Consider the following 25,784-nt stretch of genomic DNA (forward strand, 5'->3'; position numbering starts at 1 on the left):
ACTTGTCGCGGCCTTTCCTTCCCGGACAGTTGCGCCCCCTCCCGGCGAAGCGCTCAACTGCGATCTTCCGCCGAGGCCGGTCCGAGAGCCCGTTTTCACCGGCCGACCAGCGCCCTCGCGACCGTCCGAACGGCCTGCGAACGTATCAACGATCTGTTTCAGTTCCGACCGTTCCCGGGCCGTCCGGCATCGAACGTGCATAGCTACAACTCCAGCCTCGCAATCCCGACTAGCCAGAGGGAGACGGATGGACATCGAGCAGCCAGCGCGTGGCGAGCGCCCCACCGCCGACGAGTTCCGTACCCGCAACGACGAACTCTTCGCGCGGCGCCACGAGCTCCAGGATCGGCTCAACGCGCTGCGCGCGCGGGCCGACACCGGTGAGCTCGACATGCTCTCGGAACTGGTGCTGCGGCGTGTCGAGCGTGAGTTCGACGACCTCACGCTGGAGATCATGATCGCGAACTTCGGCCTGGTGCGCCGGTACGTGACCATGTTCACCTCGAAGTCGAGCGAGCACATCGAGGACTTCGAGAGCGCGGGCAAGGTCGGACTCCTGTGGGCGATCGCCTCCTACGACCCGAACCGCGGCCCCTTCGCCAGCTGGGCCTTCAAGCCGATCCAGCGGGAGGTCCTGCGCGCGGTCCGCGACGCGGACCACCCCAACCTCAACCCGGGCGACTTCGAGAAGCGCCCGGCCATCCTGTCCGCCGAGCGGGCGTTCCTGGAGGAGGCCGGGCCGGACGCCCCGGTCGACCACGCCGACATCGCCCGCCGCGCCGGCGTGACCGAGGCCCAGGTGCGCCGGGTGCTCGACGCCCCCCGGCTCGACAGCCTGCACACGGTGGCGGGCGGCCCGGGCGAGGACGACGTCGCCTGGGAGGACCGGCTGCCCGACGCCTCCCCGAGCATCGAGGACGAGGTGCTGCTCCGCTTCGACCTGCGCGCCCTCAGCAGCCGGGGCTTGCCGTTGCTCGACCCCCGCGAACGGTACGTACTGACGCGCCGGTTCGGACTGGACGGCGAGCCGGAGCAGGCGTTGCGCGTCATCGGCGAACGACTCGGGCTGTCCCGCGAAGGGGTGCGGCAGATCCAGCAGAAAGCGCTGGCCAAGCTGCTCCAGCCCGTCGTCGAGACCCCCGAGGGCACCCGGAGAATCGAAGGACGGGCAGGATGAGCGACGGACGGGAGCACGGGGGCGGCCCCGGCGCGGGACCGGCCGAGGAGGCGTCTGCGTGGATCATCATCGATGACACCGCGGACGCCGCCTCCGAGGAGCCCGCCGCCGCACCGCCCGCTGCCGGAGCGAAGCCCGCCGCTCCCCCGTCCGAACCACCGCGGGAGAACCCGAAGCCCGCGCAGAGCGACCCCTGGGCCTCGGTCGGCACCTGGGACTCCTGGAGCGCCTCCCCACCCGCTCCCTCCGATGCCGCAGGCGAATCCTGGAGCGGTCCCACGGCTGCGCCCGGCTCCGCTCCCGGCGGCGCCGGGAAGCCCTCCACCGGTTCCAACGCCCCCTCCGGGAGCCGGAACCCCCGCCCCGCCGCCCGGCCGGCGAACCCGCCGGCTCCCCGGCAGGGCAACCCGCCCCGCCCCCAGAACAACGTCCCGCCAAACCCGCCGCAGGGGAGCGCGCCGCCGCGCCCCCAGGGCAGCGTTCCGCCAAGCCCGGCGCAGGGCACCGTCCCGCCGCGCCCCCAGGGCAACGTCCCGCCAAACCCGCCGCAGAGCATCCCGCCAAGCCCCCAGCAGGGCTTCGCGGCGAACACCCAGCAGGGCGTTCCGCCGAACTACGGCCACCCGCCGAACACGCAGCACAGCGCGCCGCCGAACTACAGCGCTCCGCCGAGCCCCCAGCACGGCGTCCAGCCGTTCGCCCAGCAGGGCGTCCCGCCGAACGCCCGGCAGGGCGTCCCGCAGAACTACGGAATGCCGCCGGGCACGCCGCCCAGCGCGCCCTACGGCGCGCCCGCGAGCCCTCCGCATGCCGCCGCCCCCGGCGTCGGCCACGCCCCCTCGAACGCGCCCGGCGCGATGCCCGCGCCGGCGCCTCAGGGCTTCCCCCAGGCCGGCGGCGCGCTCCTGCCCGAGCCCGCCGCGGACACCGCGCAGAACGCGTGGTTCTTCGACGAGGAGAACGACCCCGAGGTCCTCCCGGAGCCGGCGAAGGGCTCCGGTGGTGGAGTCCGCCGCATGCTGCCCGGGAGGCTGCCGGGGGCCGGCGCCCTCGACCTCATGCCCATGCTCGTCACCTTCGTCATCACCTGCTTGAGCGTTCTGCTGGTCGTCGCGTCGCTCCTGTGGCGTCCGGACCTGCCGTAGCCGCCTCCCGGCACGCCGGGGGCGGGCACGGCCGACGTCCCGCACCGGCAGGTCAGACCGGGGCCGCGTGCCAGAGGCTCCGCATCGTCTCCCGCGCCTCCTCCGCGGCGCCGAAGACGCGCGGAGCCCGGTCCAGGACCGCCGTCAGGTCCCGTGCGGAGCACACCCACACGCCGGCCGCCGTGGTGAACGGCCGGTTCCGCATCCCCGGCACGCACACGACCGCGAGGACCGTGCTGCCGCCCAGCTTGCGGGAGAGCCGGCGCGCCTGGTTCGCGGCCTGCCGGGCCGGATCGCCGTGCAGCACGCGCTTGCCGACCCGCATGCTCCCGTTCTCGGCGGAGACCCGGCCGTGCCCCGTCTTCACCTCGATGGCCGCGGCGCCGCAGCCGCGGGTGAAGACCACCGTGTCGCAGTCGCCGCCGCGGGCGCCGAGAACGAGCCCGTAGGCCGCCGCGACCGACTCCGTGCGCCGGACGGCGGCGCGCACCTCGCGTTCGGACCGCGCTCCCACGGCCGACCGGCGGGCCTGCCCCAGCGCACGCGTCGCGCGGATCCAGGCGTACCCGCACCCCGCCGCCGCGGCCAGTCCGGCGACCGCCGCCGTCACCTTCAGCGCACTCGCGTCCAGGAGCAGCGCCCCCAGGAGGGCCCCCACGGCCGTGAGGGCCAGCGTGACGGCCCCGGCCGCGTAGAGGGACCCCCGGGTCCGGTGACGCCACATCTGCCGGGAGACGAAGTCTCCGGCCCGTCCGACCTCGTACATGGATCTCCCTTGGACGCTCGACTCCGGGGCCGCGGACGCGCGGCGGACTGGGGTCGCGGATCAGGTCCGCGCGCGGAGCCGCTTGCGGCGGGCCGCCTCGGCGTCCGCGCGGCGCGGCGTGGGCCGCCCCTTCGCGTCCCGCGGGCCGCGCTCCGCTCCGCCGTCCTCGCGCCCACCGCCCCGGCGCCTCCGGATGTTCCTCAGCGCCCTGAACCAGATGACGCTCTGCTCCGACCCGTCGCGGACCACGTCCAGGACCTCCCGGCCGAGCCACCGGCCGACCCGCCGGACGATGCGCCAGATCGTCAGCGCCATGCCGGCGATCATGAAGTTCAGCACCGAGGCCAGCCCGGCCACCTGACCCCAGGCGGCCGCCTCGCGCACCCCGCACCGGCCCGTGCTGAACAGCCCGCCGGGGCACTCGCCCGGCACCAGCACCACGAGCGCGCCCGCGGCGGCGGCGAGGGCGCACAGCGCGGCGGCGGCGGTGAACCGGCCGATCGTCTTCTTCCAGCGCCGGTGGAGCCGCACGTTCAGCCGGACCACCGCGGCGGCCGCGACGCCCGCCGCGGCGGCGGTGACGACGTCCCCGGCGTCGAACGTGACCACGTCCCCGTACTGGAGGACGAGCATCCCGATCGAGAGGCCCGCGAGGACGAAGCCGAGCAGCAGGACGATCGAGGCCTCCAGCGCGATCGCCAGCGGGTCGAACCGGCGCTCCCGCACCTCGTCGTCCGCCCGCGCCTCGCTCTTCGAGTTCGCCTTGCCCTTCGAGTTCGCCTCGCCCTTCGGGCGTGCCTTGCCGTCCGGTCGCGCCTCGTCCTTCGGGCGGCGCCGCGGCGGCCTCACACCGGTCCCCTCATCCCCTGCGGGCTTCCCAGCGGCAGCGTGGTCGGCGCGGTGAACGGGTCGGGCGGCGGCTGGTAGCGGTCCATCTCCTGCTTGCGCATCGGGATGATCACGTACTCGACCCGGCTGGCCGGCTTGTTGACCCGCAGGTACCCCTCACCGGTGCCGAGGGCCCGCAGCTCCTTCGGGAAGACGATGAACTGCTCCTCCCCCATGGCCTGCAGGTTCTGGGTGTGGCCGTCCTGGCCGACCCGCTCGCTGAACTTGTTGTTGTCGCGCATGCCGAGGAACTCGGCGCACTTCTCCGCGGCCTCGGGGGACGACTGGGCCATGGCGATCAGCCAGTTGATGTTCTGGGTGAGCCGCGACCAGTCGTCGCCGTCCTTGTCGATCCAGTCCGTCGGCCCCTGGGTGCACAGGATCATGTTGAACAGCGCGGACCGGACCCGGGACAGCATGTTCATCGCGATCTCGCGATCGATGAAGTTCGCCTCGTCCACCACGATCAGCCGCGGCTTGTCCTTGGGGGCGCGGCCCTGGATCCGCTGCGCGGCGTACACCGACAGCCGCTGCAGCGCCGAGGAGGACAGGATCTTCGCCATGTCGGGCTGGCCGAGGGAGTTGAGGCCGATGTAGGTCAGCCCCTCGCGCCGGACGTCGATCATCTGCCGCTCCCCGCCGGGGACCAGGATGCGGCGGCCCGCGCCGGAGTCGTAGAGCCCGGTCAGCTTGGTGCCGAAGCTCGCCGCGGAGACCCCCTCGTCGCGGGACGGCCGGAGCACGTTGGTGTAGCGCTCGGTGCAGTGGCCGAAGCCGCGGACCCCGTCGATCGCGAGGACGTGCTCCTTGACGGCGCCCTTCATGTTCTCGCCGTGCTCCATGATCTTGCCGATCTCGAGCATGTTGGGCGGATTGAACCTGTCCGGCGCGATCTCGGAGGCCTCGTGGAGCATCTGGACGACCTGCTGGAGGACCTTGCGGTTCAGGGCCTGCCAGTACGCGTCGTCGAACTCGACCATCGTCATGATGGTGTCGAACGCCTCGTCGGCGGACATGCCCGCGAGGGCGTTGAACCAGAAGGCCGGCTGCTGGTCGCCGAGGGCGATCTCCTGCATCGGCATGCGGTGCGTCTGCGCGTAGGCGCGCAGGAAGTCGCGGAGGCCGCCGGGCTCGGTGTCCTCCTTCATGTCGATGACGGTGACGTCGAAGCCCATGTCGAGCGCCGCCCCGATGATCCACATCAGCGTGACGGTCTTGCCGCTGCCGGTGGAGCCGACGACGGCGCCGTGCATGCCCATCTCCGCGGTGCTCAGCCACACCGGACGGTCGTTGGCACCGAGCCCGAGAGGGATGGTCTTGGCCTTGATGGGCGTCTTCCTGGCCTTGTCCGTGGCGTACGGGCCGTGCACCGCGGGGATGTCGGCCACGGTCACCCGCATGGACACCCGCTTCTTCAGCATCTCCCGCCGCCCGTCCCGGGGGGTGATCGGGTCGTCGACCAGCTCCTTCTGCCGGAACCAGGTGCCGTCGAACAGGTCGACGAACTTCTTCTTCTTGCGCAGGAAGGACGAGAGCGTCATGACCGCCGAACCCCGGGCCCTCCCGACGATCAGTCCGAAGATGCCCGCGAGCACCGCGGTCAGCGACAGCAGGACGGTGACGGGCACCTTCCCGGGCTGTCCGGGGCCGAAGTCGGCGAAGCTCGCCAGCCAGTAGCCGTAGGCGTAGGCGTTGTCCTTGGCCCGCAGGGCGAACCCCACCACGCCGGCCAGCGCGACGATGATCCAGTCGCGCCGGGCGAGGAACCTGCGCAGCGCGATGAGCAGCAGCCAGGCGCAGAGGGCCGGGATGAGCACGGCCAGGATGACCGCGAACACCAGCAGGACCACGGTGGGGAAGACATAGCCGCCACCAGCCAGGTCCGCGGGCCTGCTCTCCGGCCCTCTCGGGTCCGCCACGTTCACTCCTTACGTTGAGGTCACCGCATCAGCCGCCGCTGTCGCCGACCTGCTCGACGCTGGTGAAGACTTTTCCGACAAGTTTGCTCATCATCGTGACCCCCTGGACCGTGAGGCCGAGGTTGAACAGCATCCCGCCGATGAGCAGAGCGAAGATGAGCGACTTGAAGGCCTCGCCCGGACGTCCGCGGCCGATGCCGTTGATCATCCGGAAGACGCCGAACACGACGATGACGACCGCGATCGCACCGCAGATCGCGACCAGCGCCTTGCCCGCGGGCGATTCGAAGAAGCTATCGGCGCCGTTGCCACCGAGATCAGGTCCCGCGAGAATGAAAAAACCAGGATCTGACATCCTTTTTCCTCCGTGGTTTGAGGTCCCGGTCAGTTGTTCAGTGCGTTGCTGTAGGGATCGAGGTCCGCCGCGGAACCGGCGGGTCCCCACGCGAGCACCGGGGGCTGCGCCCCGCTGGCTCCCACCAGCAGGTCGAAGTCAGCGAAATTGGTGAATGGCGGGACGTTGACCTTCTTTCCAGTGACCGTCCCGGGTTGTTCGGCTCTGGCAAGCATGATCCGCGCCCGGACGACGAGCTGGTCGTTGAGCGTCTTGATCGCCGAAAGGATCTGTACGGCCTGCGCGGAGTCCGCCAGGCGGAACCCCGAAAGGCCTTCGTAGCGGTGCTTGGGGTCCTGGTCACCGGTGACGGCGAGCAGTGCCGTCGAATCACCCGTGGCGTAGGCCGCCGCCCATCGCAGAATCTGGTTTTTGGACTCGGTACTTACTTCCGTGGTCAGCTGCCGATAATTGGTGTAGTCACCGGTGCCCTCGGGCTTGCCGGTGCCGTTCTTCCAGACCGAGAAGGCGGGAGAGGCGGCCAGGCGGGGGCCCGCGGGGTCGAGCAGCACCGGCACGTCCAGTTGGAGCACATGCGCGCTCATCGGCGGCGTCGCGCCGGCGCTCGGCGACGGGCCGCCCTGCGGGTCGGCCGTCGTGCCCGCAGGCGGCGTGCCCGTCGCACCCGCCTGCGGAGCCGCGCCGGACGGAGACGCGGCCGCTCCGCCGGACGGAGACGCGGAAGCCCCTCCGGACGGGGTCGCGGAAGCCCCTCCGGACGGGGTCGCGCTCGCCCCGCCGCCGGCCGCCGGGGACGGACTCTGCGTCGCCGCCTGGTCGTTCATCACGACGAGGTAGTGGTGGATCTCGAAGTCGGTGAAGCCGAGCTCCTTCGTCCCGAAATGCCGAGGCGTGAAACCGACCCAGTTCAGCGCTCGGTAGTCGAGCGGGGTCGAGTTTCCGCCGGGGTCCTCCGCGTACGCCGCGTCCGGGTCGAAGGACTCGGCGCGGGGCACGTCCTGCATCCGGCCGGCCAGGAAGTTCACCGCGGCGGTGTACGACAGGTCGCGACCCTGCGGTGTGACCGAGGACAGGTCCGGCTTGCCGCTCCCGCTCGTCAGGGCGACGACCACCGCGACGATGCTCAGCGCCGCGGCCAGGAACAGCGCGATCAGGATCCTCCTGGCCCGCCTGCGAGCGGTCGGCTCACTGGAACGCCGGGCGGGCACCATGGTGAAACGAGTGGGTGACTGTTCCGGCATCGTCCCTCCTCTATTTGTCGTGTTGCAGCCAGGACCGTGCGGCCCTCACGCGGATGCGCAAGTGCCGGCCGCGCTCACCCGTGGCGGCGATCCTTCCGGCCGCGCCGGCGGCCGCTGGACAACTGGGTGGACGCCGTCAGCGCGCGTCCCTTGCGGCGGGGCGCCCGCAGCCGGTTCGCCCCGGGGATCTCCTGCTGCGGGTATCCGCGCGAGTCCCAGCGGACGGCGTCCACGGGAACGCCGCCGGGCAGCATGCGCACCTTGCCCGCGGCGGTGCGGCGCAGCGGCGAGATGCCGATGTACAGCCGGACCGGCCGGCCGTCCACGTAGAGTTTGCGGTTGCGGGTCCCGTTGAGCTGCAGCCCCATCCACGTCGCCAGCGACTCCCCGTTCAGCGGGGACAGGCTGACGGACGCCCAGCCGGCCGCTCCGCCGAGCACCGGGCCGTACATCAGCGCGTTCAGCCCCGGGCCGAAGACGAGGAAGGCGAGCAGGAACCCGAGCGCCGCCCCGACGATCATGGCGATGAGCGTGGTCAGCCTGAGCGTGCGGGGCAGCGTGATGTCCTTGTTCAGGCTGCCGATCACCGCGGGCGGCGGCTTCAGCATGTTGGTGGCGGCCAGCATCGCCGGCCCCCTGACGCGGTCGTCCTCCTCGCTCATGCCTCAAACCGTGCGGGGTTGCCCCCCGGACGCCATAACGATTCGCGACACGTCGCCGCGCTCCGGTTGCCCGGCCCCCCTCGCTCGCGACGGTCAGAGGCATGCCGAAGTTGACCGACTACGCCCGCGAGGGCTTCCGGCGGCGGCGCCTCTTCCAGGAGACCGAGCTGCCCGAGTGGTGGAACATCGCGGTATGGGCCGGTGTCGGCGGCATCATCCTGATGCTTCTGGTCAGTGCGGTGTTCGACCGCGATGACTCCTCGGGCGCCGCCCCCGCCGCGAGCCAGGCGCCGCGCTACCAGGTCCAGACGCTCGACCCCCGCGGTCTCACCGCCTCACCGAGCCCGGGGGAAGGGACGCCCAGCCCGTCCGGGAGCCCGTCGCAGGTGCTTCCGACGGGAGCCGCGGCCAAGAACTTCACCGCCACCGCCGCGACCAGGGTCCCGATGACGGACGGCGGCGCGACGGTCGTCCCGGCCGGCGCCCTCAACGTGGCCGCCGCCTCCGCCACGGCCATCGTGACCGGGGACTGGAAGGGCATCCCCGTCATCGGCACGGCGCGGCCGTCTCCGGCCAAACCCATGCCGCGGGGATCGGTGGTGCAGGGGATCACCGTCGTGGATCCCACGAAGACCGGCAACAGCCAGTACCGGTTCAGCGCGACGATCACGCACGCGGGCGGGGCGCGACCGGACGTCGTCGACCTCCTGGTGGAGCCGGACGGGCGCGGATACGCGGTCCGGGCGGGATAGCACACCCGGCGACCGCGATCCGCCGCCCCCTTGCCCTGAACGCGAATCATCGGACGGTCAAGTTCGATCGTCTCCCGCGCCCGGGGGGTGAGCGCAGAGCCGAGCAAGGTACCGGAACCGAGGTAGCGGCTAATGCCCTGGATGGACGAGGACAGCAGCCCGTGGAAGGGCTCCGAGGTCTCACCGCGGCCTCTCGACGGCGATGACCTGCAGGACGGCCCGTCCTCGGCGTCCCCGCAGCCGACCGCGCTGCAGCCGGTGGTGGACGGCGAGCCGCCGGAGGACCTGGCCGAGCTCGCGCCGGAAGAGATCGCCACGCTGGGTTCGGACCCCCGGATCGCCGCGGCGGCCCAGCAGCCGCAGAACGTCTCCGACATCCTCAAGGAGCAGTCGGCGATCGACCGCGGCGCGGACGGGACGGGGACGAACCCGTACGGCGACGCGGCGCTGCGGGGCGGGCCCGTCCAGCTCAACAAGGACAACCCGCTCGGCTTGCAGCGGGCGCTGGACATCGCCGCGAAGGCCGCGCAGCTGGCCAATGACCTCAAGGCCCCGCCCACCGGCACGCCGTCGGAGCAGGCGCCCCAGAGCGACCCCAGGGAGGAGCTCAAGAGGGCGGCCGGCGACTTCGCCGAGGGCAAGCTGCGCGAGGCGGCCGCGAAGAAGGGCCTACCGGCGAACTACGTCCCGTCGATGCCGGAGGGCGACGACCTCGGGGAGATGGGCCTCAACCTCCTCGGGCAGGCCGCCGACATCGGCGCCCGCGCCCTGGCCGACCGGTACGCGCCCCAGGCGTACGACACCGTCAAGGACTCCGGCCTCGGCGGTCAGGCGCTGGACAAGTTCGAGCAGTCCAAGCTCGGCCAGAAGATACCGAAGCCGTTCATGGACGGTTTCCGGCGCCGGAAGGGCGGCGCCCCGAACACGGCGGGCGCGGGCGCCGGGCAGGAAGGCAAGGACGAGAGGGCCGACGGCAAGAAGTCGGAGAAGGACAAGAAGCACGGCAAGCTCAAGATGCTGATGGCCGCCAGCCTTCCGATCCTCATCCCGTTCCTCTGCATCATCCTCCTCGCCGGGATGATCATGGGCGTCAACGTCGACGACGACGTCCCGGAGTCCCAGCCCGAGCTGACCTCGGACAACAAGATCGCCGAGTACTTCCCCGGCAACTGGCAGCGGATCCTCAAGCAGGCGGCGGAGCAGACCTCGGGGAACGCGCAGGACTACTCCGAGGTCCCCTGGACCATCCTCGCGGGCCTCGCCAAGGCGCAGACCGACTTCGCCCGCTACAGCCCCTACGACAACGTCGACCGCGACCCCGGGCGCAAGGCGAAGGTGGTCCCCGGCGGGGACGGCTCCGGCGGCGACGGCACCGGCGGCGTGGACGTGAACGTCAGCAACACGGTCGGCGCCGGCCCCGGTCCGGTCGAGGGGATCACCGGCGCGGGCTCGGCCGCCACCGTCCCCGGCACCGGGAGCGACCACGTCGCGCCGCCGGACGGCGATCTCAGCCACCAGCTCGGCTGGTTCCTCTGGGCGCTGCGGATGCAGGAGTCGAACGGCAACTACACCGCCAACGCCGGGACGCGCAAGAGCACCGCCTGCGGCGCCTACCAGTACATCACCAGCACCTGGAACAACTACGGGGGCTACACGAGGGCCTGCGACGCCCCGCCGAGCGTGCAGGACCGCCGCGTCAAAGAGGACATCCTCAAGAAGTGGAACAAGTACCACAAGTGGCAGCCGGTCGCGGTCGACCACTTCACGGGAAGCTGGGGTCCCAACCCGGAGAAGTGGGACCAGTGCCCGGGGGCCTGCGACTTCAACCCGACGGCCTGGAAGTACGTCGACGGCGTCATGACGAAGATGCGGGCGGCGGCGCAGGCGCACCCGGCCGGCTCCGGCGCCGCGCAGCCCGCCTCGTTCAACGTCGAGCCCGCCGGGCCGTGGGCGCAGACCGCCGCGCTCCGCGCGGACACGGGAACGCCGGAGAGCGGGAGCGCCGGCCTCCGCGCCTGGGGCTGCGACGTCGACACCCCGGACCCCGACATCGGCGGCAAGGACAACCAGGGCAGCGGGCCGTACCTGCTCAGTCCCGCCGCCTCGGGCCAGATGCGGTCGCACCTCATGGATCCGCAGAACCCGTGCCAATCCTCGTACTTCGTGGCCTTCGAGCTCGTCAAGGCGGCGGAGAAGGTGCACCGGGACCCGAAGAGCCCCAAGTGGAAGCCCGACGGCGAGGCGAAGGACCAGGAGAACGCCCGCAAGTACTGGAGCAAGGTCATCGCGACCTCCGGCATCTTCATGGAGCGCACCGGCAACCCCGCTGGAGCCTGCGCCATCCCCCCGCCGGACGACCCCGAGAAGCCGTGGTCGGTCAGCTTCAAGATCATTTCGATCTGGCGCTGCGAGAGCAACCGGCTCCAGAACCTCTACGTGGTCACCGGCGGCAAGCCCGAGGAGGGCGGGTTCAAGTACTCCGTGCAGGAGAACCGCCCCGCCGCCGTCGAGACCCTCGTCAACGAGGCGATGTCGGTCAGCTACGGCGCCGGCAAGTGGAAGACCGACAAGTGCGACGACAAGAAGGACTCGCGCCAGGGCATCTTCCCGATGACCAAGGAGGAGGCGAAGGAGGCCGGCGTCGAGGACCGGTGCGACGTCGACAAGAACATCGCCGGCGCCGCCAAACTGGTGCTGTCCGTCGAGAAGGTCCCGCCGGAGGAGCGCCCCAACGGCATCGGGCCCTTCCAGCCGATGATCGGCGGCTGGCAGAAGCTCAGCATCGCCATGGGCACCGACCTCAAGCTGTTCTCGCAGATCGGCCCCGGGCAGAACAGCTTCGACGCGTCGGACAAGTGCCTCACGGTGATGAGGAAGTTCCTCACTGACATCGCCCCGTTCGCGACCGAGTTCGCGTCGCTGAAGAAGCCCCCCGGCGACGACAAGGTGTACAGCGAGTGGAAGCCGAAGCTGGACAAGGTGGAGGAGGACCACGGGATCACCGACCCCGGCATGGACTCCGCCTGCATGATCGGGTCCTGGGCCCCCGGCTTCAACAACACGCTCGCCCAGATCGCCACCGACCTGGCGGGCAGCGGGGCGAACGGCTCCAACCTCAGCGGCCTGGGCAACTACTACCAGGGCCGGGAGGACGCCAACAAGGAGACCCCGCCGGTCGTCGGCGAGGACACCCTGGTCATCCCGCGGCTGGCGCTGCGCCCGCTGAAGCCGGTCGGCGCGCCGGTCGCCCCGGACGCGACCGAGGCGTGGAACCGGCTCGGCAACACCGAGGGCGTGCTGCTCCCGCTGGAGCAGATCGCCGTCGAGTACGCCTGGTTCTTCGGCGGTGTCATCCCCCCGTTCAACAGCGCGGGCAAACTGATCGGCTCGCTCGCCACCGGCGGGGGCGGCGCGGTGGACAACGGCACCGTGCAGATGACGGTCGGGCCTGACGGCTGCCCCGAGAACGCCCCGAACAACACCCTGCGCGAGGGGGCCAAGGAGATCGGCATCCGCAAGCTGTGCGTGGACTCGGTGGCCGAGGCACGCACGCCCCAGGCGGCGATGGCCATCAAGTGGGCCCTCACCCACCTCGGCTGGCCCTACGCCCCGCTCGACTCGGACAAGCGGAACGACCCCGGCTGGGCCGACTGCTCCAGCTTCGTCTCCAGGGCCTACCGCGACAGCGGCGCCATTCCGAACCTGTACCCGAAGGGCACCAACGCCCCCGTCACCACCACGTTCGTGGGGGCGCGCTGGACGCAAAAGATCTCGCTCGGCCAGGCCAAGGCCGGAGACCTCGTGGAGCCGCACTCCGGCCACGTGGCCATGCAGCTGGCCGACGGCTACAAGGTGCACACCAACCAGACCGGCGATGTCTCCAAGGTGGAGCGCGCCTACACGGGTCAAGTCTTCTGGGTCGGCTTCATCGTGCCCAGCAAGGTGTGAAAAGCTCACCCGTGGCGACCGCCGATTCCGCGTGATGGTGATCACGCGGAATCGGCGTAACGGCCTTTTTGTATTGTGCCTGCGCCCTGTTCAGAAGCCCTGCCCAGAAACGGCCACAGCGCACCTTTCACTTGCGAACAGGGTGCCGTGTGCGCGACAATTGATGAGCACATTGCAAACAGAGCCGACCCGGCCCCGTTCGCATCTCATCAGACGCGTACAGAAGCCGGGTCCATCACCCGGCTTCTCGCGCCTTCACCGAAAGGAAGAACCGTGAACAGCGCGCAGCCGAACAAGCGAATCCAGCACATCGTCCTGGCCGTCGTGGCCGCACTGGCCGTCGCCGGCCTGGCGTTCGGTCTGGTCAAGATGACCGGCTCGGACAGCGCCAGTGACCAGACCGACCCCAAGCCCAGCGCGACGGCCCCGGCGAACGAGAACAAGCCCCGCGAGGTCATCGCGATGGTCGAGCACGGCGAGCAGCACGCCCTGCTGAACTTCGAGGTCTACCCCCAGGGCGGTCAGGTCACCGGGACCTACACGCTGGTGCACTTCGACGGCAACGGCCGCAAGGTCGAGTACCCGAAGGACCAGCAGGTCAAGGGCACGGGCACGAACACCTCGTTCGAGCTCTACGACCTGGGGGACTATGGCCCGGTCAAGGCCACGCTCTCCGCGGACGGAACCCGCCTCACGTTCGACCAGACCTTCGGTGTGGAAGAGACCGAGTGGCAGGTCATCGACTCCGAGAGCGTGTTCGACGGCAAGGTCGACGAGTACGCCAAGCGGTTCGAGTCGTGCTCCAAGAAGCACGACTACAACCCCTGCGAGGGTGTCAGCTGAACGCCCGCACAGGCGCAGGTTCCCAGAACCTGCGGGAACACGACCCGAATCCCGACGACGACCGGCCTCCACCCCCAACGGGGCGGAGGCCGGTTCTTCTTGTGGCTCGACGGTTTCCGGCTAGGGCATTTCTCGGAGTGGCCCCGGCCACGCGCGCGAACGCGTGACCTGCCCGGTGGAGCGAAGCCGAAGGCGAGCGGAACCGGGCAGATCGCGAAGCGCTGCCGCGTTCGCCAAGGCCCGGTCGCGTAGCGATCCGCCAGGCGAGCGAAGCGGGCCGGGACTGTGAAAACACAGCCTACGTCCTGGCCATCTCGTCCCGGTACATGTCCCGCAGCACCCTCCGGATGTCGACCGGGGTGTTCGCGTTCGCCGCCAGCCGGGGGTCGACCTGGGTCATCCGCCTGCTGTCCTGGAGCGACCGCTCCAGGTCGCTCAGCCGGTCGATCACCGCCTGGTTCTCCGAGCGTTCGCCGCGGCCCGCCCGGTCGAACACGTCCCGCAACTCGTCGAGGCTGCGGAGGATCCCCGCCGCGGCCCCCGAGTCGGTCGGCCGCTGGGAGATGGCCCCGACCAGCCGGTCGATCTCCTGGTGCACCTGCTGCTGCGCCTGCTGGTTGCTCTTGGTGATCTGGTCGGCGAGCCGCGTCAGCTCATCGGTGTCGATCATGCTGCTCGGATCGGCCATCTGCACCCGCATTTCGCAGACGCCGCGCGCCGAGCGGGACGCGTCGACCGCGTCCCGGAACATGGCGCTCAGCCTGTCGACCTGCTGGGCGGCCTCCTGCTGCGCCTGGGTGAGCCGGGCGTACTCCGCACCGAAGAACTCCCCGCTGATCGCTCCCGCGTTCATCGTGTCGTGCAGGTTCTTGGTCTCCATGGCGACGCTCACCATGGAGCGGATCTCCCCTTCGAGCTGGCGCTGGAGGTTGCCGGCCGACGCGAAGGTGCCGTCCGGCATCTCGATGCGGATCCTGTTGAAGTCTCCGATCTCGCTCCGGGCCGCGGTCATCACGCCGCTCACCGCGTCCAGGTCGCGCCGCTGGCGGATCTCGGGGGCCGGCATGTCGACGTCGCTGGCCCACTCCCGGGCGGCCTCGACGGCGGCGACCTCTCCCCGGCGGGGGGCGATGCTGATGCGGGAGAGCTCCTCGTCCTTGCCCCCGTCGAGCCAGCGCTCCACCCGCACCTTCACCTCGGGAAGGCGCGTGTCGAACCCGTGGGCTTCCAGAACGTTGACGATCTCGCCTTCGTCGGTGACGTAGCCGCGCTCCCTGAGCTGGGCCGTCATCCGGGCGATCTGCTGGTCCTGGTTCTCCAGGACCCCGTCGGCGGTCATCTGGGGCCGCCGGTCGCGCGCCGGCAGGAACAGGTGCGGCATCATGCCCAGCTGCTCGGCGGTGATGCCCTGGGGCCGGCCGTTCGCGAACTCGATGTTGGGGGCGAGCAGCCCCTGGTTGCTGACCTGGAGCTGGCTGGCGTTCAGGCCCATCGCGCTCGCCGCGTCGGCGAGCGCCCGCAACTTCTCCTCGTCGTTGACGAATCCCGTGAACTCCGGGTGGAGCCCGCCGGGCTGCCCCTGGCCCCACTGCCGGGCCCGCAGCATGTTCAGGCCCTCCTCGGCGTGCTCGCCCATCAGCCGCCGCTGCTCCTCGGAGTCGCTGACGCGGATGATGTTGCGATGCCAGTCGTCGGCCTGCCGCAGGCCCGTCCGGGCGCTGTTCGCCGTGGGCATGCCCGCCGCGGAGATCGCGTCCATGCCCGTCCCGTCGCCGCCGGCTCCGGAGCGCATTCCCCTGATCCCGTTGACGCCGGCCTGGATGCCGCGCCCGGCCGCCGCGGAGCCGGTGAAGGCCATCAGCGGCAGCGTCGCCAGCACCGCCGGCGGCGCCACCATCGTCAGGCCGGCCAGACCCGCGGTCAGCCCGGCGTACGCGGCCGCACGCTGCGCGGGCGACCCGGACGCGGCCTTGCGCTGCAGGGCGTTCACACCGTGCTGGAGCTTCGCGCGGCCGCCTTCGTACTTGTCCTTCGCCCAGTCGGTGATCGGGCGGGTGGCCCGCTGCGCCCCCTTCTTCGCCACGCCGGCGACCGCCCTCGTCGCGCGGTTGTTGAGCATGCGCCGCTGCAGCGACCGCTCGTCCAGTGCGGCCAGCCGCATCTTGCCCACGCCGAGGCGGCCGAGGCGCTGGGACACCTGCTGGCCGGCGTTGCGCGACAGCCTCCGGTCACCGCTGCCCCGCAGCACGATGGCCGAGGCGAACCCCGTGGCCCCCGAGGTGGAGGAGATGTCCCCCAGGCTCAGGATCTTGCTGATCTTCTTGAACAGGAACAGCGCCACCAGGGGCGCCGCGCCCTGCGCGACCTGCTGGAAGAAGTTCGGCGTGGCGTCGGTGGTGGTCGCCTGGATGGCCTGGTACGTCGTATCGGTGAGCATGGTCAGGAACGTCAGGGCAAGGGTGAAGAGGGCGTCACCCGCCGCCGCCGCTCCGGTGAGTTTGAGCAGTCTCATCCCTTGCGGCAGGCCCGCTCCTATGAGCAGCAATGTAAAGGGCAATATCATGACAAGCCCTGCCAAACCCACACTGGACACTGTCATACCGATCGCCATCGGTCCCATGACGAACAGGAAGACGAAGGCGACGATCATCGACAGCAGGCCCTGGGTGAGCCGCTGGGCCTGGTTCTTGCCCAGCCAGGCGCTGACGAAGTTCCAGTCGGCCTGGCAGGCGGGCTCGCTCGCGTAGCAGTTCCCCAGCTTGTCCTTGAGCTCGTCGTCGCCGTTGAAGTAGAACGTGCCCATCGTGCCGTTGTCGCAGAGGAAGCAGAGCAGGTCGACGCCGGCGACGCTGAACTGGTGCCCGCTCTTGTCATCCTCATAGGTGACATTGCTGAAGAGCTTCTCGCAGGCCTTGTCCTTGTCCTTGGTGTCGGTGGCCTTTTCCCACTGCGGGAGCCACCCGGCGCTGCTGAGCCCGTCGTTGTTGGCCTTGCAGGCGCCCCAGGCGATCATGATCATCTGCTCGTCCGCGGCGGGGTCGATGAAGTACCCGCGGGCCGAGTTCGACGTGGTGGTGCCCTTGCCGTGGCCGGTCGCCAGGTCGTAGGCCTCCAGCTTGCTCTCGGTGCTCACGTCGGCGTTGGCTTCGAGCCAGCGGCAGGACGCATGGGCCGGCGAGGGGAACTGCTTCGTCCCTTCGCCGAACTGCGCGGCCTGCCAGGAACGGACGAGCGAGATCTCCCACATCTTGCTCACCTGCACCATCGCCTGTTTCCCACTGGAGAGCGAGGTGTTCTTGTTCCGCTCCATGTACTGCTCGTTGAGCGTTCTGTCGAATTTCGCGCAGGTGACCTCGCCCGCCCCGCCCTCCGGGTGGGCGTCGTAGAACACCGGATTGTTGTCCGTGCCGTCGCCGACCCTGCCGAGCTCCTGCAGGCTGTAGAGCGAGTCCGCCGCGGTGGTGAACCAGCCCTGGACGGTCGCGGCCGTCCACGGCATCGTGTACGGCGCCGTCGGATTGTCCCGGTTGCTGTAGGCCTGGTCGCCGATGTAGAAGATCAACCCGTTGGCGGCCAGGAACACCATGATCAGGCGCATCGCGGCCGCGGGCCCCCGGCGGTGGCCGCTGCTGGACCAGCGCCGGATCACCGCCGCCATGACGAGCATCCACGAGGGGATCAGGAACCACTCCGCGTACAGGGAGAAGGTGCGCACGACGCGGTTGATCGGATCCGCCGCCCGGCAGATCATGTCGAACGAGTAGCCGAACCCCATGAGCGCGCCGATGATCCGCCAGCAGAGCGCCCCCGCCATGAACATCAGGCTGGCGATCATCGAGACGAACCGCTGGGTCTTGAAGATCCGGGCGTTGTCCACCACGAAGAGCTCGAAGGACGTCCACCGGTGCATCGGCAGGAAGGACCTGGACTCGTTGTAGGCGGCGCACTTGTCCTGCTTGATGGCGTAAGTGGGGAGCGTGTCGTCCGGGGCCGCCGCGAGGAGGCGCCCGCCGGCGCCCGTTCCGGTCTGCGCCACCGGCGCGGAGGACGCGCCGGGCACAGAGGAAGCGGCGGACACGGGCGACGCGACGCGCGCGGCGGGCGCCACGGGCGCGGCGGCGTTCGACGGCCGGCCGCCGGATCCGAGGCCCTCGGTCTGCCCGGAGAGCAGCGCGAGACCACCGAAGACGGTCAGCGCCAGCGCCCACACCAGCAGCTGGAGTCCCCGGCGTGGGCGCGGGGGTGCCGCCTTCGCGCCGCCCGGCTCCGCCTGGACGGAACGGCTCCGCTTCCGCGGGTCGCCGCGGCGGGCCGTGCCGGGCCTCAGCCGACGAGCCATGGGTTCTCCTCCCCCGTCTGCGGCGGCGCGGCGGTGACGTCGTGTCCCGTGTGCGGTGCGGCGCTGATGTCCTGCCCCGGGGCCGGGGCCGGGGCCGCACCGTTCTGCCCCGGCGGTGCCGTCGCGCCGGGATCCTCCATACGCGCGGCCGCGGCGACGGCCGCCTCGTACTCGGCCCGCTCGACCTCCTCGCGCTTGCGGCGCTCCTCCTCGCGCTTGCGGCGGTCCTCCGGGTTCGTGCTGTACGCCTGCGCCGCCTCGGGCGGCGTGGGGCCGAGGACGACCTGGGCGTGCCGCCCGAACAGGTCGCGGAAGATGCCGCGGGCCCAGCGCGCCGGTTTGCCGTCCTCCGGAGGCAGCGGGCCGAACTCGCGGATCTGCGCGAGCCGTTCGGAGGTCGGGTTGAGGCCGCACAGCCGCAGCGCCGTCTCCGCCTCGCGCTTCTCGTTCAGCTTCAGCACCAGCACCCGGCTCAGGTAGGACTCCAGGTCCTTGGTGACCACGTCCGCGATCCGCTGGGTGAGGAACACCGGCATGATGTTCAGCGACCGGCCCTCACGCGAGATGCGCTGCAGCGAGGCCAGGCCCTCGGCCTGCGAGAGGAAGGTCCACGCCTCGTCCACGATCAGCACGCCGGAGCGGTTGGCGATGAGGATCTCCAGCGAGGCGCGGATGACCAGGCGCACCGCCGCCAGCGCGATGCGCTCCGACACCGAGTACTCGCTCGGCGTCTTGCCCTCCGGCAGGCCGAGCTCGCGGTCGAAGTCGACCAGCGTGAGCCGCTGCGACATGTCCAGGCGGGGCAGCGGCTGGAGGGCGATGCCGAGGGAGAACATCGAGGACGCCTCCATCTGCTGCTCCACCAGGCTGCGCACCCGCTCCGCCTCGTCGCCGGGGACGTACTTCAGGGCGTCCCAGACGCAGCGCGCGCCGTTGAGCGCCCCGCGCTTCAGCCCGGAGCCGAGCGCGAGCCGCTCCGACAGCGAGAGCCCGTCGCGGGAGTCGTCCAGCGCGGACAGGATGTGCACGTTCGCGATCTCGGCCGCGATCGTCGGCGGCGCGTACCGGAACGGGTCGAAGGCCCCGGGCGACTCCTCCAGCGCCGACATCGACACCCGGCCGGCGGGGATCCCCATCCGCTGGACGTAGTCCACCATCCCGTAGAGGGAGTCGCCGCCCTTCGGGTTCACGAAGATCACCGGTAGGCCGTTCAGCGCGGCCTGGGTGGCGATGGACTGGGCGAAGAAGGTCTTGCCGCTGCCCGGGTCCCCGAAGATCCCGAAGACCGGCGGCAGGTTCTTGCGGGGGGCGCCGAGCGGGTCGACGAAGAAGGGCGTGCCGTCCGGGTCGATGAGCCCGCCGTAGACGCCGAGGTCGTCACCGAGGTCGGAGAACGCCTGGAGCCCCGCGTGCGAGACCATCGGCACGTTGACGTCCTGCAAGAACGGGTTCACCCGGACGGAGGAGCAGGGCAGGGTCTCCTCCAGCGCCTGGATCTGCCGGTGCTCCAGCGCCTTCATCTGGATCCCGTAGTACTGGGCGAGGAACTCCATGTAGGTCTCGGTGGCGTCGGTCATCTCCCGCGCCATGATGAAGCTGCACTGGGCCAGCATGGGCTGGTTGGAGCTCGCGAGGTAGTCCTCGACCTCCTTGGCCTGCTGGAAGGTCTGGGAGAGCTCGACCTTCTCCAGGTCCTGGGTCTTGCGCTCCTCCTCCATGTTGGACATGATCCGGCGCTGCGCCCGGCGGGCCCTCGCCCGCGTCAGGTTCGCGGGTTCGAGCTCGGCCCTGATCGAGATGACGTGCGGGGCGTCGCCGGGGTGGCTGATCACGTCCAGCGCCCACTGGGCCTCGGGGGACGGCATGATCGGCTGGTCGAACCGCATGACGGCGGCCATCTCCAGCTCGCCGATGCCGGTGACGTCGAGCCGGGTCGGCATCTCCTCGATGACCGCGTCCGGGCCCCGCCCGAGGTTGTACCAGGACTCCAGCTGGTCGAGCTCCTGACGGGTCGGCTCCTGCGCGTCCGCCCGCTTGAAGATGGAGACGATGTGCTCCATGTCCTTCTGGTAGTCGGCAAGGTCGGGGACGTCGTCGGCCATGGAGTCCTTGACCAGGTCGGTCAGGGCCTTGATCGTCCCCATGCCGCCCTGCGAGCCCTTGCCCGCGCGGGACGTCTTGTCCATGAGCGACGACCGGAGCTGCACGCCGATGAACAGGACGCGCTTCGGGGCCAGGAAGCCGAAGGCCTCGGCCTGGTAGGCGCGCAGCTCGTCGGTGTTCTCCTTCGGCGGGGTGACGAGGTCGTCCCAGGTGATCGAGACCAGGTGGACGTTGCGGTTGTTGGACAGGGTCGCCAGCCCGCCCACGGGCTGCCGCGACGTCCGGCCGAGGTCGCCCAGGAGCCGGGACAGCGGCGCCGCCATGGACAGCTGCTCCGCCGGGTCCTCCCACTTCATCGGCGACAGGCGCACGGTGCGGTAGATCCACACCTCGCCGTTGTAGCCGACGTAGACGCCGTCGGCGGTGCGCCAGGCGTACGGAGTGGTCCACATGGTGGCGGTGTCGGCCTCGGAACGGCCTGCGCGGCTGGTCCCGGTGAGACGTCCGAGCGCCGCCCTCAGGTTGACCATGTGCTGTCATCTCCCTGGTCGTGTTGGCTCTCAGGGAGACAGTCCGGCAACCGGGGCTGGCGGCATCCGTCATTGTCCGCACAGTCGCTATTAGAGATTCCGGCCGCTTCGCCGACCGGGTGACAACCAGAGCGCTGAGGACACTGAGTGATGGCAACTGCGCCGAACCTCGTCGTCGCGGGGGACCCGGGCGTCGCCCGGAGTTTGCGGGATACCGGTCGGTTCTCCGCCGTGTACGACGCCGCCTCCGCGGCGGAACTCCGCGACCTGTCCAGGAGCGGGCGGGTCGGATCCCCCGCCGCCTTCATGTTCGCCCCGGGGTTCGTCGAGGACCTCCCGGGGGCAGGCGTGTCCGTCCTGGCGAACGGGCTGGCGGGCCGCGGGTTCACCGTGCTCGTGCACGGATACTTCGCGGAGCGCGGCGACACCTTCGATCCGGGCGTGCACGTCATCGGCGGGCAGCTCAAGATGTCGGACCTGCTGGCACTGTTCGGCATCGCCGGCCAGCCCGGCCAGCCCGACCGGCCCCCGGCCCGGCCCGCCGCCCCGCCGCAGGCCGCACCCCGGCCGCAGGCCGCGCCCCCGGCGCAGCCGGTGGCCCAGCCGTTCGGGGGCGCCCGGCCGCCCGGCGAGCAGCCGCCGGCCCCGGCGCCCCCCGAGCGACCGCCCGCCCAGGCGCCCGCCGAGCAGCCCGCCGCCGGCGGTTGGAACCCCGACCCGGCGCAGCCTCCGTCCTTCGCCCAGGCGCCCGGCACCGCGGCGCCGCAGGCCGCCGAACGACCCGCGCCGTCCGCGCCGTCCGCACCGGCTCCCGACGACCAGGCGTGGCCGGCGACTCCGCCGGTGCAGCAGGGGTTCGCGGGGCATCCCGTCCAGGGGGCCCCCTCGGAGCCGGCGCCGGACCAGGGGTCCGCGACGAGGCACGACCAGAATCCGATGCCGGCCCAGCCGGCCTCGAACGGATGGCCGGGCCCGCAGCAGACGCCGGCGCCCGCGCCCGTCAGGGCCGAGGCGCCCGCCCCGGCCCTGGGGCGGGTCATCGCCATCGCCTCGGCCAAGGGCGGCGTGGGCAAGACCACCACGGCGGTGAACCTGTCGGTCTACGCGGCCAGGCACCTGCACGCGGCCGGCCGGCCGGGGAGGGTGGCGCTGGTCGACACCAACTTCCAGCAGGCCGACGTCGCGCGGTACCTGAACGTGGAGACGCCGACGATCCTCGACCTGCTCCGGGCGAACGGATCGCTCAGGGTGGAGAACGTGCGCAACCATCTCGCGCACATCGCGGACGCCGACCTGTTCACGCTGCTCGGGCCGCAGGACATCACCATGGCCGACCCGGCGCTGATCAACGCGGTGCTGTACCGGCGGATCATCACGGTGCTGCGGCAGGCGTTCGACTTCGTGTTCGTCGACACGCCGGTCGCCGAGCTCTACCACATGACGTTCACCGACCTGGTCCTGCCGGAGGCCGACGCGATCCTGGTCCCGGTCGAGCCCAACCGGGTGACGCTGGAGGCCGCGCGCGCCTGGCTCAGCGCGATCACCATGGCGCGGCACTCCCGGAGCGGCGGTGTCGACCCCGAGAAGCTGTCGCTCATCCTCAACCGGGCCCGCACGGACGTGGACTGCAGCCCGGAGGACGTCATGGACCTGATGCCCGGCTGGCGGTTCGTCGGCATGATCCCGGAAGACCTGGAGTGGACGCAGGCCGCCAACAACCGCCGGCTGAACGCGCTGCGGATCGGCCCGGACCTGGAGACGACCTTCCGGGAGATCCTCCAGTTCGTCACCGGGGACCCGGTGTTCGGCCAGACCCTGGCCGCGCAGCCGGGGGCCGGCCGGGGCGGCATCTGGAAGCGGCTCCTCGGCATGGACCCCAAGTGATCAATCTCGATCCGGCCCTACTCACGAGAAAGGAAGCGGCCATATGGCAGCGCAAAATGAGCCCGCCACCGGAATGGACTTCTGGGCGGCCATCGGCGTCGGCCAGGAGGAGGACGACGGGCCGGAAGAGCAACCCTCGCAGGACAAGCTCCTGGTGACAGGCACCCCCGCCCCCGCCGCGCCGGCGGACGCGGGAGCGGCGGCACCGGCGGACACGGGCGCCCCCGCGGACACCGTCGTCGGTCCGGTCGCGGACTCCGAGACGGAGACCGACCAGCGGAGCCCGCAGGACGACTGGGCGTCGCTGTTCTCCGCCTGGGACGACTCCGCCAACGGCGCCGCCCCCGCACCGGCGGCTCCGGCGACTCCAGCGGGCGAGGCGGGCGGGGCGCAGGCTCAGGCGTCGGCGGCCGCCACCGAGCCGAAGGCACCGAAGGCGCAGAAGGCGCAGAAGGCGCAGAAGAAGACCAGGAAGCAGGACCCGGAGCAGCCCGCGGACGCGCCGACGGAGCAGCCGCCCAAGGCCGCCGAGAACGCGCAGGGCGCCGAGGCGCCGTCCGCGCCGGAGGCGGAAGGGGCGGGGCCGGCCTCCCCGCCCGCGCAGGATCACCGGACCACGCGCAGCACGCCCTTCGGCACGGCCGGGCAGGCGACCCAGACCGCGCCGCCCGCCCAGGCCCCGCAGAGCGCACCCGCACCGCAGGAGGCGCCGGCGGCGCAGACCCCGCGTGAGCCGGCGGAGGGCTCCTCGTCCCAGACCCCGCCCCCGCCCGCGGCGGACCAGGCGTGGGCCGTCGCGGAGAGCATCGCCACCACGCTCCGCCCCCGGGTGGCCGAACTCTGGCTGGAGGTCCTCACCCGGCACACCAACGGCGACCCGGCCATGGCCAGCAGGGTCTACCACGTCCTGAACGGCACCCACCTGCTCGGCGAGCTGATGCGCGACGAGACGATCGACGAGGTGCACGTCCACGGGACCCAGGTGACCGTCTGCGGAGCGCGCGGGATCCGCCAGATCCCCGGGTTCCCGAGCCTCTCCGCGTCCCGCCGGGCCGTCAAGACGATCACCGCCTCCCGGGAGAAGCGGGGCCTGGTCGTCTCGAAGGTGAACGACTCCGTCGTGATCAGCAGGCGGAACGGCGCGGTCCCGAACACCAACGGCCTCGTCGCCAGCGGGGTCGTCGGCGGGGACCAGCTCGCCCGGATCCGGCAGGCGCTGCAGCAGATGCAGGCGGTGACCGTGACCGGCCCGGCCGCGCGGATCGTCATCCGCGCGCTCGCCTCGCTGATCCCGGAGGGCAGCCGCGTGTTCCTCGGGGCGTACGCGACGCTGCCCGCCGGGTGCGTCACGGCGGTGAGCCCGATGGAGGCCGACTACGTGCTCGGCGTGCGCCCGGGCGCGGTGGCCGAGGAGATGGCGGGCGCGGGCCAGGTCGGCGGCCTCATCGCCAACCCGGAGACGCAGTTCCCGGCGGCGCTGCGGTTCGCCGTCACGGGGCCGTCCGCCGCGCCGGAGCGCCTCGTCGACCGCTGACCGCGCGCCGCCGGAGCCGAGGCCCGTCCACGGCCCGCACCCGGTCTCCGAGGACGACGAAGGGGGCGCCGCTCGCCACGTCCGGCGCCCCCTTCGCCTCCCGGCTCACCCTCTTGTCAGCTCAGGTGCACGGTGCGCTTGTGCTCCCCATCGCCTATCTCCAGCACGTGCGCGCGTGCCGCCGCGTCGGCCAGCGGCGCGATGAGACGGGCCAGGGGGGCGCGCTGCGGGGTGCCCGGCACCTCGGCCAGCTCGGTGACCCGGCGCACCCCGGTGGCCTCGTGGAGCTCGAAGCCGCGGACCGGGTGCGCCCAGAGCCTGCCCTGGGCGGTGTCCATCACCGGCACCGCCTGATCGCCGGGGGCGACGGCGATGTCGCCTAATACCCAGCCGGTCCGGCGCGCCGCGTCGGCGTAGGCGATGACCTGCTCCAGGTCACGCCGCAGCCGCGCCACGCAGGAGCCGCCGAACGTGACCGGCGGGCCGGCCAGCGCGACGGCGTCGCGGCAGCCCAGCCGGCCCGCGATCTCGGCGACCCGCTCGAGGACACTGCGGTGAACGTGGCCCACGTCCTCTCCATCCACGGTCAGCAGCACCACGTTCGCGCGGCCCTGCGAATCGGCCATCGGTTCCCCCAAGCCCGGGCGGCCCCCGCGGCCGCCGGGGTCGCTCAGGCAGTACGCATGTCCACGACGCGGTCGGAGTCCAGGATGAAACTCGCGGCCTCGTCCGGCGTGACCCCCAGGACATCGATGACCAGACGGATCGGGCCGACCTTCTCGGCGTCGCAACGGTGGCACCTGGTCCGGTTGTCTCCGTACACCTTCATCGAGGGGTTCTGGTCGCCGTTGCTGTGCCTGCTCGGACGCGGGCAGTGCCACAGGTTCCCGTCGTCGGAGGAGGAGCCGAGCCGCGTCAGCACCGTCCGGACGTCCACCGACTTGGCCTCGGCGATCCGCTTGTTGTGCGGCGAGACGGGGACGGGCGGGACCATGTCGGCGCCCCGGCGCCCGGCCCGCAGCTCCTGCCGGTACTTGGCCGCCTCGCGCCGCAGCTTCTCCAGGTCGATGCCCTGGGTCGGGTCGTCCTTGGTGACGGGGGCCGGCTCGTTCCCCGTGGACAGGTAGGGGAACCGGTCGTCGGCCCGCCGCCGCAGCGCGGCGACGAGGACGAAGGTGGCGAGCGCGTCCCGGGCCGATTCCGGCGGGACCATGCGCAGCCGCGCCGCGTAGCGGATCACGGTGGCGGCCGCCGGGGTCACGAGCTGCTGGGCGCCGGAGCCCACCTGGACGGTCGGGACGCCCTCCGCGTCCGCGCCGCCGACCTGGCCCCACTCCAGGTATCCCGGGGGCCGGCCCGCGTCGGGGAAGGCCTCCCCCTGCGGGTCCAGCCGCGAGAACTCCAGGACGGTGCCGCCTGCGTAGGCGTCGACGCGGCGGCCGGCGAAGCCGCACAGGGCCGCGTACGGCACGAGGCAGTTCGGGTCCTCGGGCGCGAGGTAGATCACGCGGGATCGGAAGTCGGCCGCGGTCAGGCCGCTCGCCCGCAGTCCGGCGATGGTCGCCGCGATCACGTCCTCGTCGTCGCCCGGAACCAGGTCGACCGACTTGACCCCTTCGATCGCCGGCGGCGAGCCGGTGGTGCGAACGGCCAGCACGTAATCGGTCAACTGGTGCATCTGGTCTCCTTTGTAGTGTG

At 71.5% G+C, this 25,784-nt stretch carries 17 protein-coding genes; 7 read left to right on the plus strand and 10 right to left on the minus strand.

The window, feature by feature from the left end; all coding sequences use genetic code 11:
* Positions 1 to 247: 247 nt before the first annotated feature.
* The gene (locus tag ACQEU6_RS20940; protein ID WP_499334189.1) at positions 248 to 1,177 is read left to right on the plus strand and encodes a sigma-70 family RNA polymerase sigma factor; all 930 of its coding nucleotides are present in this window, start codon (positions 248 to 250) and stop codon (positions 1,175 to 1,177) included.
* On the plus strand, positions 1,174 to 2,322 hold the full coding sequence (locus ACQEU6_RS20945) for a hypothetical protein (RefSeq protein ID WP_499334191.1): 1,149 nt from the start codon (positions 1,174 to 1,176) through the stop codon (positions 2,320 to 2,322). The genes ACQEU6_RS20940 and ACQEU6_RS20945 overlap by 4 nt, the downstream gene beginning before the upstream one ends.
* 52 nt (positions 2,323 to 2,374) lie before the next feature.
* Here ACQEU6_RS20945 and ACQEU6_RS20950 read toward each other — a convergent pair whose 3' ends face one another.
* From ACQEU6_RS20950 to ACQEU6_RS20975, 6 genes are all read right to left on the minus strand, one after another.
* Positions 2,375 to 3,088: an NERD domain-containing protein gene (locus tag ACQEU6_RS20950; protein ID WP_499334193.1), complete on the minus strand. Its 714-nt coding sequence runs from the start codon at positions 3,086 to 3,088 to the stop codon at positions 2,375 to 2,377.
* A gap of 60 nt (positions 3,089 to 3,148) precedes the next feature.
* Complete coding sequence (locus ACQEU6_RS20955; RefSeq protein ID WP_499334195.1) at positions 3,149 to 3,937, minus strand: hypothetical protein; 789 nt, start codon at positions 3,935 to 3,937, stop codon at positions 3,149 to 3,151.
* The gene (locus ACQEU6_RS20960) at positions 3,934 to 5,895 is read right to left on the minus strand and encodes a helicase HerA-like domain-containing protein (protein WP_499334197.1); all 1,962 of its coding nucleotides are present in this window, start codon (positions 5,893 to 5,895) and stop codon (positions 3,934 to 3,936) included. The genes ACQEU6_RS20955 and ACQEU6_RS20960 overlap by 4 nt, the downstream gene beginning before the upstream one ends.
* A gap of 28 nt (positions 5,896 to 5,923) precedes the next feature.
* Complete coding sequence (locus ACQEU6_RS20965) at positions 5,924 to 6,250, minus strand: hypothetical protein (RefSeq protein WP_499334199.1); 327 nt, start codon at positions 6,248 to 6,250, stop codon at positions 5,924 to 5,926.
* 29 nt (positions 6,251 to 6,279) lie between these two features.
* Positions 6,280 to 7,491, minus strand: coding sequence for a hypothetical protein (locus ACQEU6_RS20970; RefSeq protein ID WP_499334201.1), 1,212 nt, complete (start codon positions 7,489 to 7,491; stop codon positions 6,280 to 6,282).
* A gap of 74 nt (positions 7,492 to 7,565) precedes the next feature.
* Positions 7,566 to 8,153, minus strand: a complete 588-nt coding sequence (locus tag ACQEU6_RS20975; RefSeq protein ID WP_499334203.1) for a hypothetical protein — start codon at positions 8,151 to 8,153, stop codon at positions 7,566 to 7,568.
* A gap of 101 nt (positions 8,154 to 8,254) precedes the next feature.
* Here ACQEU6_RS20975 and ACQEU6_RS20980 point away from each other — a divergent pair, with 101 nt between their 5' ends.
* The 3 genes from ACQEU6_RS20980 to ACQEU6_RS20990 all read left to right on the plus strand — a co-directional run bounded on the left by ACQEU6_RS20980 (position 8,255) and on the right by ACQEU6_RS20990 (position 13,696).
* Positions 8,255 to 8,905 carry a hypothetical protein gene (locus ACQEU6_RS20980; protein WP_499334205.1) on the plus strand — a complete coding sequence of 217 codons (651 nt, stop codon included), beginning with the start codon at positions 8,255 to 8,257 and terminating at the stop codon, positions 8,903 to 8,905.
* 141 nt (positions 8,906 to 9,046) lie between these two features.
* Positions 9,047 to 12,853 (plus strand): hypothetical protein, encoded by a 3,807-nt coding sequence (locus ACQEU6_RS20985; protein ID WP_499334206.1) that lies wholly within the window; start codon positions 9,047 to 9,049, stop codon positions 12,851 to 12,853.
* Between the two features lie 273 nt (positions 12,854 to 13,126).
* On the plus strand, positions 13,127 to 13,696 hold the full coding sequence (locus ACQEU6_RS20990) for a hypothetical protein (RefSeq protein ID WP_499334207.1): 570 nt from the start codon (positions 13,127 to 13,129) through the stop codon (positions 13,694 to 13,696).
* Positions 13,697 to 13,994: 298 nt separating this feature from the next.
* On the opposite strand, the gene ACQEU6_RS20995 is transcribed toward ACQEU6_RS20990, so the two are convergent.
* A complete protein-coding gene (locus tag ACQEU6_RS20995) occupies positions 13,995 to 18,035 on the minus strand; it encodes a hypothetical protein (protein ID WP_499334209.1) in 4,041 nt (1,346 codons plus the stop codon).
* Complete coding sequence (locus tag ACQEU6_RS21000; protein WP_499334211.1) at positions 18,020 to 20,668, minus strand: ATP-binding protein; 2,649 nt, start codon at positions 20,666 to 20,668, stop codon at positions 18,020 to 18,022. The genes ACQEU6_RS20995 and ACQEU6_RS21000 overlap by 16 nt, the downstream gene beginning before the upstream one ends.
* Before the next feature lie 150 nt (positions 20,669 to 20,818).
* Here ACQEU6_RS21000 and ACQEU6_RS21005 point away from each other — a divergent pair, with 150 nt between their 5' ends.
* A complete protein-coding gene (locus ACQEU6_RS21005; protein WP_499334213.1) occupies positions 20,819 to 22,552 on the plus strand; it encodes a CpaE/TadZ family protein in 1,734 nt (577 codons plus the stop codon).
* Positions 22,553 to 22,595: 43 nt separating this feature from the next.
* Complete coding sequence (locus ACQEU6_RS21010) at positions 22,596 to 24,086, plus strand: hypothetical protein (RefSeq protein ID WP_499334215.1); 1,491 nt, start codon at positions 22,596 to 22,598, stop codon at positions 24,084 to 24,086.
* A 116-nt stretch (positions 24,087 to 24,202) separates the two neighbouring features.
* Here the strand turns inward: ACQEU6_RS21010 and ACQEU6_RS21015 are convergent, their stop codons facing one another.
* Both ACQEU6_RS21015 and ACQEU6_RS21020 read right to left on the minus strand, forming a co-directional pair.
* Positions 24,203 to 24,712, minus strand: coding sequence for a hypothetical protein (locus ACQEU6_RS21015; RefSeq protein ID WP_499334216.1), 510 nt, complete (start codon positions 24,710 to 24,712; stop codon positions 24,203 to 24,205).
* A gap of 44 nt (positions 24,713 to 24,756) precedes the next feature.
* On the minus strand, positions 24,757 to 25,764 hold the full coding sequence (locus tag ACQEU6_RS21020) for a hypothetical protein (RefSeq protein WP_499334218.1): 1,008 nt from the start codon (positions 25,762 to 25,764) through the stop codon (positions 24,757 to 24,759).
* Between the last annotated feature and the right edge of the window lie 20 nt (positions 25,765 to 25,784).

This window comes from Spirillospora sp. CA-108201, from assembly GCF_050936235.1.
GTDB lineage: Bacteria > Actinomycetota > Actinomycetes > Streptosporangiales > Streptosporangiaceae > Spirillospora.

Coding starts and splice junctions, on each gene's coding strand:
- ACQEU6_RS20940 (WP_499334189.1), top strand. CDS start 248: ATGGACATCGAGCAGCCAGCGCGTGGCGAGCGCCCCACCGCCGACGAG.
- ACQEU6_RS20945 (WP_499334191.1), top strand. CDS start 1,174: ATGAGCGACGGACGGGAGCACGGGGGCGGCCCCGGCGCGGGACCGGCC.
- ACQEU6_RS20950 (WP_499334193.1), bottom strand. CDS start 3,088: ATGTACGAGGTCGGACGGGCCGGAGACTTCGTCTCCCGGCAGATGTGG.
- ACQEU6_RS20965 (WP_499334199.1), bottom strand. CDS start 6,250: ATGTCAGATCCTGGTTTTTTCATTCTCGCGGGACCTGATCTCGGTGGC.
- ACQEU6_RS20970 (WP_499334201.1), bottom strand. CDS start 7,491: ATGCCGGAACAGTCACCCACTCGTTTCACCATGGTGCCCGCCCGGCGT.
- ACQEU6_RS20975 (WP_499334203.1), bottom strand. CDS start 8,153: ATGAGCGAGGAGGACGACCGCGTCAGGGGGCCGGCGATGCTGGCCGCC.
- ACQEU6_RS20980 (WP_499334205.1), top strand. CDS start 8,255: ATGCCGAAGTTGACCGACTACGCCCGCGAGGGCTTCCGGCGGCGGCGC.
- ACQEU6_RS20985 (WP_499334206.1), top strand. CDS start 9,047: ATGGACGAGGACAGCAGCCCGTGGAAGGGCTCCGAGGTCTCACCGCGG.
- ACQEU6_RS20995 (WP_499334209.1), bottom strand. CDS start 18,035: ATGGCTCGTCGGCTGAGGCCCGGCACGGCCCGCCGCGGCGACCCGCGG.
- ACQEU6_RS21000 (WP_499334211.1), bottom strand. CDS start 20,668: ATGGTCAACCTGAGGGCGGCGCTCGGACGTCTCACCGGGACCAGCCGC.
- ACQEU6_RS21005 (WP_499334213.1), top strand. CDS start 20,819: ATGGCAACTGCGCCGAACCTCGTCGTCGCGGGGGACCCGGGCGTCGCC.
- ACQEU6_RS21010 (WP_499334215.1), top strand. CDS start 22,596: ATGGCAGCGCAAAATGAGCCCGCCACCGGAATGGACTTCTGGGCGGCC.
- ACQEU6_RS21015 (WP_499334216.1), bottom strand. CDS start 24,712: ATGGCCGATTCGCAGGGCCGCGCGAACGTGGTGCTGCTGACCGTGGAT.
- ACQEU6_RS21020 (WP_499334218.1), bottom strand. CDS start 25,764: ATGCACCAGTTGACCGATTACGTGCTGGCCGTTCGCACCACCGGCTCG.